This window comes from Ramlibacter algicola, assembly GCF_016641735.1.
Classification (GTDB): Bacteria; Pseudomonadota; Gammaproteobacteria; order Burkholderiales; family Burkholderiaceae_C; genus Ramlibacter; species Ramlibacter algicola.
In genome coordinates, this window is sequence record NZ_JAEDAO010000001.1 from 370,539 (window position 1) to 384,260 (window position 13,722).

Sequence of the window (13,722 nt, forward strand, 5' to 3'; positions counted from 1 at the left end):
CAAGGTCACCCCCGAAGGCCCCCCTCTCCACCTGCATGCCGCGCTCGGCAGCCATCAAGTTCGCGCTCACTAGCTTCTTGTTGGCATCGGCGCTTGCCGGCTTCGCGCCGGTGCAGGCGAGGGGATCCCAGGAATACCGCGCCGCGCGCGAGCCGTCCACGATTGCCGTGGCCGACCTGCCGCGGCAAGGCCGGGCGACCTACGAACTGATCCGCCAAGGCGGTCCGTTCCCGTACGACAAGGACGGCTCGGTGTTCGGCAACCGCGAGCGACTGCTCCCGGCGGCCCCGCGCGGTTACTGGCGCGAATACACCGTGGCGACGCCAGGTTCGCGCGACCGGGGGGCCCGGCGCATCGTGTGCGGCGGCCCGCAACGGCGGCCGGACGCTTGTTTCTACACCGCTGACCACTACGCCAGTTTTCGCAAGATCGTGGAGTGACCCCAAATGAAGCGGGACATGTTTTTGACATCCATGGAAAGAGACGCGGAGATGGATCCTTCCCTTCGCACCGACATCGCCGACACGCCCCTCAAGGGTGTGCGCAGCAACATCGTGCAGTCGATCCGCGCGTTCCGCGTGCAGGACCTGCAGGACACGGCGCGCTCGCTCGGCCAGCATTTCCTCTACGCCAACCTGGCCAACGCGCAGACCAAGCAGGACGTCCTCGACCTGCTGGCCCAGCAATTCATGCTGCCCGCGCACTTCGGCAAGAACTTCGACGCGCTGTACGACTGCATGACCGACCCGGTCCACAAGTCGGGCCCGCAGCCGGGCTTCATCGTCGTGCTGGAGCAGATCCCGGCGACCCTGAAGTTCGACAAGGAAGCGCGCGAGCAGCTGCTGGACATCTTCCGCGACACGGCCGACTACTGGGCCGACCGGAAGGTGCCATTCAGGTGCTTCTATTCTTTTCTGTAGCCCGTTCTGCACAAGCCGGCCAAGCAGAACGGGCCAACGAGGCCCAAGGCACCGAAGCTCCCGCCGCCGCTCCCGCGGTGACGGAAGGCGGCGAGAAAATGCCCACCGACAAGCTGGTGGACGTCTCGCCGCTGGCGCTGCGCATGAGCAGCCCCTTCAATGCAGGTTACTGGCTCGCCGCGGCGTAAGCGCCCCGCGAGCCCACCACGAGCCCGGCTTCGGCCGGGCTTTTTCATTGCCGCGCGTCAGAGCGCCTGCGCCAGCGCGACGTACTCGGCCACCGGCACTTCCTCGGCACGCCGCTGCAGGTCGAAGCTGCCGGTGAAGCCCTGGGCTTCGAGCCAGGGACCCAGGGCGTGGCGCAGCAGCTTTCGCCGCTGGCTGAAGGCGGCCTGCACCAGTTGCGACAGCCGCGTCGAGTCGACCACCGCAGGCTGCGCATGCGGCACCATGCGCACGACCGCGCTGTCGACGCGGGGCGGCGGATCGAACGCCTCCGGCGGCACGAACAGCACGTCCTCCATCGCGTAGCGCCACTGCAGCATCACGGACAGCCGTCCGTAGTCGGATGTCGCCGGTTCCGCCACCATGCGGTCGATCACTTCCTTCTGCAGCATGAAGTGCTGGTCGCGCACCGCGTCCACCTGGCCGAGCAGGTGGAACAGGATCGGCGTCGAGATGTTGTAGGGCAGGTTGCCCACCACCCGCAGCGGCTGGCCGGCGGCCTGCGCCAGCGCGCGGAAGTCCACCTGCAGCACGTCGGCCTCGACCACCTGCAATTGCGGGTGCGCGCGCAACCGCGCGGCGAGGTCGCGATCGAGTTCGATCACCGCCAGGCGCCCAAGGCGCTCCACCAACGGCTGCGTCAGCGCCGCGAGGCCTGGCCCGATCTCGACCATCGCGTCGCCGGGTCGGGGCGCGATCGCGCGCACGATGCCGTCGATGACGGCCGGGTCGGTCAGGAAGTGCTGGCCGAAGCGCTTGCGCGGCACGTGCGCGCCGGAGTTGCGGGGCCGCTGCGGCATGGGTCGTGGCGGGCGCCGCGGCGCCCGCGGGTGGTCAGGTCGGGGGATCGCGGAATTCGACGTACGCCTTGCCGCGCGTTTCCTGCGCCCAGTGGGCGTACGCCTCGTCCAGCTTCTTCTCGCGAACGATGTTGCGGATCAGCTCGCGTTGCTCGCGTTCGGTCAGCTTGGTCTGGCGACGTTCCATGACCTGGATCAGGTGCACGCCGAAGCGCGACACGACAGGCGCCGACACTTCGCCCGGGGACAGGCCGTTCATCACGTCCTCGAACTCGGGCACGAAGTCACCGGGGTTGACCCAGCCCAGGTCGCCGCCGCGCGACGCGCTCGCGTCCTGCGAGAACTCGCGCGCCAACGCCGCGAAGTCGGCGCTGCCGCCGGCGATCCGGCGCTTGTAGTCTGCGAGCCGCTCGCGCGCCTGCGCCTCGGTCAGCTGCGGCCCGGTGCGCAGCAGGATGTGGCGCGGGTGCGTCTGCGTCACCATCAGGCTCGGCAGCCCGGCCTGCCGCCGTTCCAGCACCTTCAGCACGTGAAAGCCGGCGCCCGACTGCACGACCGGGGCGACGGCCCCAGGCTGCAGCGTGCGCACCGCGTCGACGAAGAGCGACGGGTAGCGGTCCGACGGCCGCAGCCCCATCTGGCCGCCGCTCTGCGCGGCGCCGGGCGCCTGCGAGAACTGCTTGGCCAGGCCGGTGAAGTCCTCGCCCTGGCGGGCGCGCTGTGCGATGCCTTCGGCCCGCGACTGCAGTTCGCGCACCTGCTGCTCGGAGGCGTTCTCCGGCACGACGACCAGGATGTGGCCGAGGTTCAGCTCCAGGTTCGACGGATCGTTCGCGGCGCCCTGCTGCTCGCGGATGTACTGGTCGATGTCGGCCTCGCTGACGCGCACCTTGGCCTCGACCTCGCGGCCGCGCAGGCGCTGCAGCGTCAGCTGGCTGCGCAGGTCCTCGCGGAACGACGCGGGGGACGTGCCTTCCTGCTGCATCTGCCGCCGCAGCTGCGCCACGTTCATGTCGTACTGGCGAGCGAAGTTCTGCTCGGCCTGGTCGACCTGCGCGTCGTCGATGCGGATGCCGGTCTCGGCCGCCAGCTGCAGCTGGGCCTTCTCGCTGATCAGGCGTTCCAGCACGACCCGCGCGAGCTCCGCGCGTGGCGGCATGGCCGCGCCCTGCTGCGCGAGTTGCTGCTCGAAGCGCAGCAGGCGCGTGCGCACCTCGCTGTTGGTGATCGGCTCGGCGTTGACGACAGCGACGATGTAGTCAGCCGCCCGCGGGCCGGTGTCGGCGCGGGACGGGGCCAGCTGCGGGCTGGGTCGCAGCTGCGCGGCCACCGGCAGCGCAAGGACGGCCGTCGCGCAGGCGAGCACGAGGGCGGGGACACGTTGGATCATCGGGTCGCGGTCTCTAGTCGTAGTTGCTGAACCTGCTGGGCGCCGGGAGGCCGGGATCGCGCAGGAGCTCGTAGCGGGGGATATTCTGGCGCAGCGGCTGCACCACGCTGGAGCCGAGGCGGCTGAAGCCCACGAATTCCACCTGGAACATGATGCGGGTGGTGCCGGTGGCCAGTCCGCTCTGCAGCCGCTCGAGGACCACGCGGCCGATCCAGCAGCAGGCGTCGTACTCGATGCCGACCATGGCGTCGACCAGCTTGCGGTCCTTCAGGTCGAAGTTCAGCCGGCCGACGCTGTACCAGCGGTTGGGCCCCTGGCCGCGGCCGGACCCGAGGTCCTGCCCGCGATCGCCCCACAGGTCGTTGATCGGCCACTGCCAGCCGACGTCGATCTGCTCGCTCAGCCCGCGTTGCAGGCGGTACGCGGCGCTGATCACGCGGTAGGGCGTCGGGTTGTAGCGGCCACCGATGGTCGAGCGCTCCGACCGCCCCGTCTTCGGGTTGTATTGGACGGTGGTGTCCAGCGCCCATTGCGGCGTCCAGTTCAACGTGGCGCCGAACAGCAGGTCGGACAGCCGCTCGCTGATCGGCGCCTGGCCGGGCAGCGTCACGCGCTGGTCCTTGAACCGCAGGCGCTGCGCGACGCCGAAGCGCGCCGCCTCGGCCCCGGTGTCGGGGTCGATCAGGCGGCTGGTGGCGCCCAGCGTGAGCAGGTTGTTGTCGGAGATCCGGTCGTTGCCGCCGAACTGGTTCTCGAGGAACACGGTGGCGAAGTTGAAGTCATTGAAGCCCGAGTCGTAATTGGGCAGCAGCGACTGGTCGCGAAACGGCGTGTAGACGTAGAAGGCGCGCGGCTCCAGGGTCTGCGTGAAGCTGCGGCCGAAGTAGCTCGCGGGCCGCTCGAACACCAGGCCGCTGTCGACGCTGAAGATCGGCAGCGTGCGCGCCGCGGCTTCGGTCCCGTTGGCCAGCGGCGCGTCGAAGCTGTAGCGCGTCGAATGCAATTGCACCCGCGGCGTGACGAACCAGCCGGGCGCCTGCCAGGGCCGCTCGATCGAGCCGAGCACGTACGAGCGCTGCGCATTGGGCTGCAGCGTGAGCCGGCGATCGGCATGGAAGCGCGTGGTGTCGCCTTCGACGAAACCCACCAGGCCCAGCGGCAGGTCGCTGCGGGTGTAGCGGGCGTTCAGCTGCGGCAGGCGGTCGTACGGCGGCCTGATCGGGGCGAGCGGGTCCTGCAACGTCTGCCACTTCAGCGTGCGCAGGGACGTGGCGACTTCCCCGCCGGGGCTGGTCCACGAGAGCTGGCCGTCGTTGGCGAGCAGCCGCTGCGTCAGCGAGCCGGTGCCGCGGCTGAAATCGCGCCAGTAGTTGTCGTCGCTGACGCGGTTCAGGTCGAGCGCCATCCCGACGGGCGAGGGCAGGCCCAGCCCCAGCGTGCCGGAGTGCTGCCAGGAGTAGCCCCACCGGTTGTCCTGCCGCAGCCGGTCGTCCGGCATGAAATCGGCACGCAGCTGCCCGCGGTAGCTGGGTTCCAGGTACCGGAATTCGCCCGCGACGTCGATGCCGCGCTTGGTCATCAGCGTCGGGTACAGCGTGAGGTCGCGGTTCGGCGCGATGTTCCAGTAGTACGGCTGGCGGTAGTCGAAGCCGTTGACGCTGTCCAGGCTGATGGTCGGCGGCAGGAAGCCGCTCTTGCGCTTGTCGCTGAGCGGGAAGCTCAGTTGCGGCACCGGTAGCACCGGCACGCCGAAGAAGGTGAGCAGCGCGCCATTGGCGACGCCCACGTCCTCTTCCTGGTCGATGCGGATGCCGTTGGCACGCAGCACCCAGTCGGGCGCCCAGCCCGGATAGTCGGCGCGCTGGCAGGTCGTGTAGCTGACGTCGCGGATGATGGCCCGCTTGTCGTCGATGAAGTCCACGCGCGACGCGTTGCCGTAGGCGTTGTTCTTCAGGAACCGGTAGCTCGGCTGGCTGAAGAAGCCTTCGAACGAGTCGATCTTCAGCTCCAGCAGCGGGCCTTCGTAGACGTTGCCGGCGCGGTTGATGCGCACGTTGCCGCGCGCCTTGGCCAGGTCGTCCGGCTGGTAGTACTCCATCCGGTCCGCGCGGATGACGGTGTCGGCGCGCCGCAGTTCCGCATGGCCTTCGATCGTCGTGTCGAGGTTGGTGCGGCCCGAGATGCGGTCGCCGTAGACGAAGGTGGGCAGCTCCTTGCGGACCACGGACGGGATGTCCTCACGCAACAGCGGGCTGGTGCGCAGGCCGATTGGCGCGCTGGCGGCGGCCGGCGCGGCGGCATTCACCTGCGCCGCCGATGGCGCGGCCTGCAGCGCGGCGATGGCCGCCAGCGCCAAGGGAGTCAACTCGAAGCGTCTGCGCAAGATCCGGTGGGTTCAGGCTCGATGGGTCGGGTCCTTGGCATCGACCCGAGGTCGGCCGCAGGCGCGTTTGTAGAATCGATTATCCATGAGCGACTCTGCGTTTTCCCCGGCGCCTGCCGCCGGCGACCGGCCCGTCGTGGCCTGGTCCGATCCCGAGCGCGAGCGCGCCTTCCACCGTTGGCTGCACGACGTGGCCGGCCCGCACGGCCTCGATCCCGCCACCGTCCGGCCCGCCTCGGCCGACGCCAGCTTCCGCCGCTACCTGCGTGTCGACGGCGCGCAGGGCAGCCGCATCGTGATGGACGCGCCGCCCGACAAGGAGGACTGCCGTCCCTTCGTCCAGGTCGCCGCCTTGATGCGCGACGCCGGCCTGCACGTGCCGCGCGTGCTCGCCTGGGATGAGCCGCAGGGCTTCATGCTGCTGGACGACCTCGGGCGGCAGACCATGATCGAGGTGGTCGACGCCGAGCGGCCGCACGCCAACCAGGCGCTGTACATGCGTGCGGTGGACGCCCTCGTGGCGTGGCAATTCGCCTCCAGGCCGGGGGTGCTGCCGCCCTACGACGAGGCCTTGCTGCGGCGCGAACTGGCTCTGTTTCCCGACTGGTACCTTGCGCGCCACCGCGGCGTTGCGGTCGAAGGCAAGCTGCGCGAGACGCTCGAGCAGCAGTTCGGCCTGATCGTGGCGCGCAACCTGGCGTCGCCGGCGGTGTACGTGCACCGCGACTTCATGCCGCGCAACCTGATGCTGCCGCTGGACGCCGGCGAGCAGCGCCTGGGCGTGCTCGATTTCCAGGACGCGGTGCACGGCCCGATCACGTACGACATCGCCAGCCTGATGCGCGACGCGTTCCTCAGCTGGGACGAGGAGTTCGTCCTCGACATCACCGTGCGCTACTGGGAGAAGGCCAGCAAGGCCGGGCTGCCGGTCGACCCGGACTTCGGCGAGTTCTACCGCGGCGTCGAGTGGATGGGCCTGCAGCGCCATTTGAAGGTCGCCGGCATCTTCGCGCGATTGACGCTGCGCGACGGCAAGCCCAAGTACCTCGCCGACGCGCCGCGCTTCATCGCCTACATCCGCGCCACCGCGGGCCGCTACCGCGAGCTCGGGCCGCTGCTGCAGCTGGTCGACCAGGTCGAAGGCACCGAGCTGGTCAGCGCCTTCACCATCGGCCGCGGCTGACCGCATGCCGGCCCGCCTGCATTGCCCGGGGCCGCTGCGCGAGGGGCAGGTGCTGGCGCTGCCGACGGGACCGGCGCGCCACGTGCAGGTGCTGCGGCTGCAGCCGGGCGACGAAGTCACGCTGTTCGACGGCAACGGGGGCGAGTGGTCCGCGCACGTCGTGAAGATGGGCCGGTCGGACGTCGACGTGCGCGTGCAAGCGCATGAACCGGTCGAGCGCGAGCCCGCGCGTGCCGTCCACCTGGCTCTCGGCATTCCCGCGAACGACCGCATGGACTGGCTGGTCGAGAAGGCCGCCGAACTGGGCGTGGCGAGCATCCAGCCGCTCGTGACCGAGCGGGCGGTCGTGCGGCTGGCGGCCGATCGCGCCGCGCGGCGCCGCGAGCATTGGCAGGGCGTCGCGATCGCCGCCTGCGAGCAATGCGGTGGCAACCGCGTGCCAGTCGTGCATGCGCCCGTGGCGCTCACCCAGTGGCAGCCGCCGACGGACGTCGTGCGCCTGGTGCTTTCGCTCGCCCGCGAGGGCGTGCCACTGCTGCAGGCAGCCACGGGAGATGCCCCGGTGCTGCTGCTGTCCGGCGCCGAGGGCGGCTTGACGGCGCAGGAAGAAGCGGCCGCGCGGCAAGCGGGCTTCGCCCCGGTGACGCTCGGCCCGCGCGTGCTGCGCGCCGAAACCGCACCGCTGGCCGCGCTCGCGGCCCTGACGCTGGCCGGGGCGGCGCGATGAACCGGCAGCTCGTCCTGCTTGCCGTGTGCCAGGGCCTGTTCCTCACCAACAACGTCACCTTCATCGCCATCAACGGCCTGGTCGGCCTCGCGCTGGCGCCGTCCGGCTGGATGGCGACCTTGCCGGTGATGGGCTATGTCGTCGGCGGCGCCCTGTCGACGACCATCGTCGCGCGTACGCAGCGCCGCTGGGGCCGCCAGCTCTCGTTCCAGGCCGGATTGCTCGTCGCCCTGCTGGCAGCGCTGCTGTGCGCGTACGCGGCGGTGACCCGCAACTTCTGGCTGCTGTGCGCGGCCACCGTCCTGGCCGGCTACTACAGCGCGAACGCCGCGCTGTACCGCTTCGCGGCGGCGGAACTCGCGCCGGCCGCGGCGCGCGAGAAGGCCGTGTCCCTCGTGATGGCCGGTGGCCTGATCGGCGCCGTCGCCGGGCCGAACCTCGCGGCCCGCACGCGCGACCTGCTGCCCACGCCGTTCGCCGCCGCCTACCTGGCGCTCGCCGGCGTTGCGGCCCTCGCGATGCTGCTGATGGCCGTCGTGCGGTTCCCGCCGCCACCCGCCCGCACCAGCGGCGGCGAAGGCCGGCCGCTCGCCGAGATCATGCGGCAGCCCGTCTTCATCGTCGCGGCCGCTTCCGGCGCGCTCAGCTACGGGGTGATGAACCTGCTGATGGCCGCGACGCCGATCGCAATGCAGCAGTGCGGCCTGCCGTTCGGCGACGCCGCCGTCGTCCTCCAATGGCACGTGGTGGGCATGTTCGCGCCCGGTTTCTTCACCGGCCACCTGATCAAGCGCTGGGGCGCGCTGCCAATCATGGCGGCGGGCATCGTCCTGACGCTGGCATGCATCGCCATCGCGCTGTCCGGCGTCGAGTTGCACCAGTTCGTGGCCGCCTTGCTGCTGCTGGGGGTCGGCTGGAACTTCCTGTTCACCGGCAGCACGACCCTGTCGCTCGCCACCTACCGGCCCGAGGAGCGCGACAAGGCGCAGGGCGCGCTCAACTTTCTCGTGATGGCGACGCTGGCGGTCACCTCGCTGGCCAGCGGCGTGCTGGTGACGACGCAGGGCTGGACCTTGCTGAACTGGGGCTCCCTGCTGCCGGTGACGCTGGTCACCCTCGCGCTGCTGTGGCTGGCGCGCCGGCCCCCGGTCGCCGCCGCGGCCTAGAAGCGCGCGTCGAGCCAGTTGCGCAGCGCGTCGAACACCGGCTGCGCATCCAGCTCGTTGAAGATCTCGTGGTACAGCGGCTCGAAGCAGCGCGCGCTGACCACGCCGGGCGGCGCCAACTCCGCGAACCGCCGGCTGCCAGCGGGATCCACCAGCTGGTCCTGCCCGGCGTACAGCAGCAAGGTAGGCACGCGCCACCTCGGCGCCTGCTCGACGACACTCGATCCCTCGCCGGTGAGGAACGCGGCGAGCCGGGCGCTGATGCGATCGTGCACGCGTGGATCGTCGCGGTAGGCCTGCACGACGGCCGGGTCGTGCGAAAGGTACTGCGTGTCGAGGCCGTTGCCCACGCGCAGGTTGGGCAACACGCGCGGCAGCGTGCGCAGCAACAGCTTCTGCACGCCCTGCACCCGCGTGCCGAGCGCAGGCGAGGACAGCACCAGGCCATCGAGCTGGCCCGGGTTGTCCAGCGCGAACAGCGCCGCCACCAGCCCGCCCATGCTGTGCCCCAGCACGATGATGGGAACGCCCGGCTGCCGCTGGCGCGCGTTGGCCACCAGGTCGGCCAGGTCGTCGACCAGCCGCGTGCGCGTCGTGAGTCCGCCGCGCGGTCCGCCGGACTCGCCGTGGCCGTACTGGTCGTAGCCGCGCACGGCATAGCCCCATGCATTGAGCCGCTCGGCCACCTGGTCGTAGCGGCCGGCGTGCTCCCCCAGGCCATGCACCAGCAGGACAAGCCCGCGCGGCTGCGTGCGGTCGGGCAACGGCCAGTCCTGGACGGCGAGGTTCTCGCCGTCACTGGCGGTGTAGGTGGACAGGGTCGACGCGGACGCCTCGTGCATGGCACCGGCATCTTCGCGAATCGCGCCGCGGCGCGATTCGTCCGGAGGTCGGAGGTGCGCGGTCAGGGCATGCGCGCCATGACTTCGGCGACGGCTGCGGTCAGGCGCTTGGCGTAGGGCACGTGCAGGAACTCGTTCGGCCCGTGCGCGTTGCTGCGCGGCCCCAGCACGCCGCAGACCATCATCTGCGAGGTCGGGAAGCCCCGGCTGAGCATGTTCATCAGCGGGATCGTGCCGCCCTGGCCGATGTAGCCGCAGGGCGCGCCGAAGTGCGCCATCGACGCGGCGTTGAGCGCTTGCTCGAACCAAGGCGCAGTGCTTGGAGCGTTCCAACCGGTGGCCGAATGGTCGCCTTCGAACGTCACCACGGCCTGGTAGGGCGCGTTGTCCTCGAGCAGCGCCTTCAGCTGCTGCACGGCCTGCGCCGCGTCGACCAGCGGCGGCAGGCGCAGCGACAGCTTGAACGCCGTGTACGGGCGCAGCACGTTGCCTGCATCCTGCAGCGCCGGGAAGCCTTCGGCGCCCGTCACGGACAGCGTCGGCGTCCAGGTGCGGTTCAGCAGCGCCTGCACCGGGTCGGTGGTGGTGGGCAGCGCGGTCTGCACCGAGCCGCCGCAGTCGGCATGCGCCCACGGGAAGCGTTTGTAGACCTCGTCGCCGAGGATGGCGGCCGTGGCCTTGGCTTGCTCGAGGCGGTCCTTCGGCACTTCGCAATGGAAGCTGGCGGGCAGCAGCCGCCCGTTGGCGCTGTCCTCCAGGCGATCGAGCACCTGCCGCATGATGCGGAAGCTCGAGGGCACCAGGCCCGACGCGTCGCCCGAGTGCACGCCTTCCGTGAGGATCTGCACCTTCAGCACGCCCGACGCCATGCCGCGCAGCGACGTCGTCAGCCACAGCTGGTCGTAGTTGCCGGCGCCCGAATCCAGGCAGATCACCAGGCCGACGTCGCCCAGTCGCGGGCGCAGCGCGTCGACGTAGGGCAGCAGGTCGTACGAGCCGGATTCCTCGCAGGTTTCGATCAGGCCCACGATGCGCGGGTGCGGCACCTTCTGCGCCTTGAGCGCCTGCACGGCGGCGATGCTGGCGTAGACCGCGTAGCCGTCGTCGGCCGCGCCACGGCCATACAGCTTGCCGTCCTCGTACTTGGGCGTCCACGGGCCGAGGTCGTTGCGCCAGCCGCTGAACTCGGGCTGTTTGTCCAGGTGGCCGTACATCAGCACGGTCTGCTTCGCGTCGGGCTTGGTCGCCGCCACCTCGAAGAACAGCACCGGCGTGCGGCCCTCGAGCCGGACGACCTCGAGCTTCAGGCCTTCGACCTTCTGCGCCTCGACCCACCCGGCCGCGTTGCGCAGCACGGTGTCGATGTGGCCGTGCCGGGCCCAGTCCTTGTCGAAGCCGGGCGACTTGGCGGGGATGGCGACGTAGTCGGTGAGCTGGCGCAGGATGTCGCCGTCCCACTGGGTGCTGACGTGCGAGAGCGCCTGCGCGGCGTCGAGCACGGAAGCGGGCAGTTCACGGTGCAGGGGAGCGTTCATGGGTCGGATGCGGTGCGGGAAGTCCGCTACTCTACGCCCCCGCCGAGGCCGGCCCAGGGAGCATGGACATGAGCACAGCAGCAGGATCGATCCGCGTCGGCGTCGGTGGCTGGACCTTCGAGCCGTGGCGCCAGACCTTCTACCCGCAGGGCCTGTCGCACAGCCGCGAGCTGCACCACATGAGCCGGCAGGTGACGGCGGTGGAAGTCAACGGCACCTTCTACAGCACCTTCGGCCCCTCGACCTTTGCGAAGTGGCGCGACGAAACGCCCGACGGCTTCCGGTTTGCGCTGAAGGCGCACCGCTCCACCACCAACCGCCGCGAACTCGGCACGGCCGGCGAGGCGATCGAGCGCTTCCTCGGCTCCGGCGTCGTCGAACTGCGCGACAAGCTCGGCCCGATCCTGTGGCAGTTCATGCCGACCAAGAAGTTCGACGCCATCGACTTCGAGGCGTTCGTGCGGCTGCTGCCGCGCGAACTCGAAGGCCGGCCGCTGCAGCATGTGCTGGACCTGCGCCATCCGACGTTCGAGGTGCCCGAGGCGCTCGCCATCACGCGCCGGCACGGCTGCGTGGTCGTGCACACCGACTCGCCCAAGTACCCGAACATCGTGGACGAGCAGGGGCCGTTCGCCTACCTGCGCCTGATGCGCAGCGAGCCCGAGCGTGCGACCGGCTACCCGCCCGAAGCGCTCGATGACTGGGCGACCGGCGCACGCGCGTGGACCGCGCGCGGCCGCGACGCCTGGGTGTTTTTCATCAACGGGGCGAAGGAACGCGCGCCGGGCGCCGCGGTCGAATTCCTGCGGCGGTGCGCACTGGCTCGGCAGGAGTAGGAGCCGGATGACAGCGTGTTCCGCCGCCAGCGGGCAAGCCCGGCGTTGGGTCCGGGGCCCAATGTCGGCAGTCACAAAGAACACGCTTCGGGAGTCCTGCGATGAGCCTTTCCTTCGACACGGTGCCGGCCGATCGTGGCCGGATCGACATGAGCAATCCGCGCGAGGTCAGCTGGTGGACCAAACGGTTCGCCTGCAACGAGACCCAACTGCGGGACGCCGTGGAGCAGGTGGGGCCCAACGCCGCGCAGGTCGAGCAGCTGCTCGACGGCCAGGAGTACATCCTCACCGTGTGACGCCGGGCGCGGGCCAGCGCACGCGCCCTTGGCCGCCGGCGTCCAGGTGCGTTCGCAACGCAGCCATGGCCGAAGCCGGCCCGGCCAGGTGCAGGTGCGCTTGCGTGCCGCCGTGGTCGGCGTCCAGCAGCGTGACGCCATGCGTCTTCACCAGCCGGCGCGCCCACGGCTCGAGTGCGAGCGGCAGTTCGCACGTCGCCTGCACGGCGACTTCCAACTCGACTTTCTCCGCGCCCAGCAGCGCCTGCGCGACCGCATCCGTGTAAGCGCGCACCAGCCCGCCCGCTCCGAGCTTCACGCCGCCGAAGTAGCGCACGACCGTCGCCAGCACGCCGTCGAGCTGCTGGCGGCGCAGCACCTCCAGCATGGGGCGCCCGGCCGTGCCGCCCGGCTCGCCGTCGTCGTTGGCCGCGGACTGGCCGCCGGCCATCAACGCCCAGCACACGTGCGCGGCACCGGAATGCAGAGCCCGCAACTCTTCGACGCGCACCAACGCCCCCGGCCGGCCCGCAATGGGCTCGACGCAGCCGAGGAAGCGGCTTTTGCGGATCGTGAGGTCGCTGTGGACGGCCGTGCGCAGCGTCAGCATGCGCGCGCTCAGCGCGAGCGCTCGCGCCAGCGGCGCAGCCAGCCCAGGCCTTCGCTGGTGCCGCCAGGCGTGGCGCCACGCGCGGGGCGGTATTCGCATCCGACCCAACCGTCCCAGCCCACCTGCGCCGACAGCTCGTCGATGACCTCGAAGAGATAGTCGTAGTTCATCTCGCCGACGTCGGGCTCGTGCCGCTGCGGCACGCCGGCGATCTGGAAGTGGCCGACGCGTCCCGTGGGCAGGTACTGGCGGATCTTCATCGCCACGTCGCCTTCGACGATCTGGCAGTGGTACAGGTCCATCTGCACCTGCACGTTGGCCGCGCCGATCTCTGCCACCAGCGCGTGTGCGTCGTCCTGGCGGTTGAGGAAAAAGCCGGGGATGTCGCGCAGGTTGATCGGTTCGATCAGCAGCTTGACGCCACTGCGCTGCGCCTCCGCAGCGGCCCAGCGCAGGTTCGCGACGTAGGTGGGGCGCAGCTGGTCACGCGACGCGCCGGCGGGCACCAGGCCGGCCATCATGTGGATGCGCGTGCAGCCCAGAGCGTCGGCATAGCGCAGCGCCTCCACGACGCCGGCGCGGAACTCCTGTTCGCGGCCGGGCAGGCACGTGAGGCCGCGTTCGCCCTGCTCCCATCGGCCGGGCGGGCCGTTGAAGAGGACCTGCTGCAGCCCGTTGGCGCGCAGCCTCGCCGCCAGCTCGGCCGCGGGGTGCTCGTACGGGAACAGGTATTCCACGGCGTCGAAGCCGTCGGCCGCGGCCGCCTCGAACCGCTCGAGGAACGGGCGCTCCGGGTAGAGCATCGACAGGTTGGCGGCGAAGCGCGGCAT

The 13,722-nt window shown here is 70.6% G+C and carries 14 protein-coding genes; 7 read left to right on the forward strand and 7 right to left on the reverse strand.

Annotated features, from left to right (window positions below; all coding sequences use genetic code 11):
• Positions 1 to 35: 35 nt before the first annotated feature.
• Both I8E28_RS01795 and I8E28_RS01800 read left to right on the forward strand, forming a co-directional pair.
• Positions 36 to 440, forward strand: a complete 405-nt coding sequence (locus I8E28_RS01795) for a guanyl-specific ribonuclease (RefSeq protein ID WP_200786138.1) — start codon at positions 36 to 38, stop codon at positions 438 to 440.
• Between the two features lie 51 nt (positions 441 to 491).
• Positions 492 to 920, forward strand: coding sequence for a barstar family protein (locus I8E28_RS01800; RefSeq protein WP_200786139.1), 429 nt, complete (start codon positions 492 to 494; stop codon positions 918 to 920).
• Between the two features lie 245 nt (positions 921 to 1,165).
• Here the strand turns inward: I8E28_RS01800 and rsmA are convergent, their stop codons facing one another.
• Genes rsmA through I8E28_RS01820 form a run of 3 tightly spaced genes read right to left on the reverse strand, consistent with a single transcriptional unit; the run spans position 1,166 to position 5,718 of the window.
• Entirely contained in the window at positions 1,166 to 1,945 is a 780-nt protein-coding gene (gene rsmA, locus I8E28_RS01810) for a 16S rRNA (adenine(1518)-N(6)/adenine(1519)-N(6))-dimethyltransferase RsmA (RefSeq protein WP_200786141.1), read from the reverse strand.
• Positions 1,946 to 1,979: 34 nt separating this feature from the next.
• The gene (locus I8E28_RS01815; protein ID WP_200786142.1) at positions 1,980 to 3,335 is read right to left on the reverse strand and encodes a peptidylprolyl isomerase; all 1,356 of its coding nucleotides are present in this window, start codon (positions 3,333 to 3,335) and stop codon (positions 1,980 to 1,982) included.
• Positions 3,336 to 3,348: 13 nt separating this feature from the next.
• Entirely contained in the window at positions 3,349 to 5,718 is a 2,370-nt protein-coding gene (locus I8E28_RS01820; protein ID WP_207793996.1) for an LPS-assembly protein LptD, read from the reverse strand.
• Between the two features lie 85 nt (positions 5,719 to 5,803).
• Here I8E28_RS01820 and I8E28_RS01825 point away from each other — a divergent pair, with 85 nt between their 5' ends.
• From I8E28_RS01825 to I8E28_RS01835, 3 genes are read left to right on the forward strand one after another with little or no spacing between them, the layout of a single operon-like run.
• A complete protein-coding gene (locus I8E28_RS01825) occupies positions 5,804 to 6,901 on the forward strand; it encodes an aminoglycoside phosphotransferase family protein (protein WP_200786143.1) in 1,098 nt (365 codons plus the stop codon).
• Between the two features lie 4 nt (positions 6,902 to 6,905).
• Positions 6,906 to 7,628, forward strand: a complete 723-nt coding sequence (locus I8E28_RS01830; RefSeq protein ID WP_200786144.1) for a 16S rRNA (uracil(1498)-N(3))-methyltransferase — start codon at positions 6,906 to 6,908, stop codon at positions 7,626 to 7,628.
• Positions 7,625 to 8,794: an MFS transporter gene (locus I8E28_RS01835; protein ID WP_200786145.1), complete on the forward strand. Its 1,170-nt coding sequence runs from the start codon at positions 7,625 to 7,627 to the stop codon at positions 8,792 to 8,794. Before I8E28_RS01830 ends, I8E28_RS01835 begins: the two co-directional genes overlap by 4 nt.
• Here I8E28_RS01835 and I8E28_RS01840 read toward each other — a convergent pair.
• Positions 8,791 to 9,636, reverse strand: coding sequence for an alpha/beta hydrolase (locus I8E28_RS01840; RefSeq protein ID WP_200786146.1), 846 nt, complete (start codon positions 9,634 to 9,636; stop codon positions 8,791 to 8,793). The genes I8E28_RS01835 and I8E28_RS01840 overlap by 4 nt on opposite strands.
• A 62-nt stretch (positions 9,637 to 9,698) precedes the next feature.
• Positions 9,699 to 11,171, reverse strand: a complete 1,473-nt coding sequence (locus I8E28_RS01845; RefSeq protein WP_200786147.1) for a M20 family metallopeptidase — start codon at positions 11,169 to 11,171, stop codon at positions 9,699 to 9,701.
• A gap of 68 nt (positions 11,172 to 11,239) precedes the next feature.
• Between I8E28_RS01845 and I8E28_RS01850 the strand changes: the two genes are divergently transcribed.
• Positions 11,240 to 12,007, forward strand: a complete 768-nt coding sequence (locus I8E28_RS01850; RefSeq protein WP_200786148.1) for a DUF72 domain-containing protein — start codon at positions 11,240 to 11,242, stop codon at positions 12,005 to 12,007.
• A 101-nt stretch (positions 12,008 to 12,108) separates the two neighbouring features.
• Positions 12,109 to 12,303, forward strand: coding sequence for a DUF3606 domain-containing protein (locus tag I8E28_RS01855; RefSeq protein WP_200786149.1), 195 nt, complete (start codon positions 12,109 to 12,111; stop codon positions 12,301 to 12,303).
• On the opposite strand, the gene I8E28_RS01860 is transcribed toward I8E28_RS01855, so the two are convergent.
• Both I8E28_RS01860 and otnI read right to left on the reverse strand, forming a co-directional pair.
• Positions 12,293 to 12,892, reverse strand: coding sequence for an IMPACT family protein (locus I8E28_RS01860; RefSeq protein WP_200786150.1), 600 nt, complete (start codon positions 12,890 to 12,892; stop codon positions 12,293 to 12,295). The genes I8E28_RS01855 and I8E28_RS01860 overlap by 11 nt on opposite strands.
• Positions 12,893 to 12,900: 8 nt before the next feature.
• On the reverse strand, positions 12,901 to 13,722 hold the full coding sequence (gene otnI / locus I8E28_RS01865) for a 2-oxo-tetronate isomerase (RefSeq protein ID WP_200786151.1): 822 nt from the start codon (positions 13,720 to 13,722) through the stop codon (positions 12,901 to 12,903).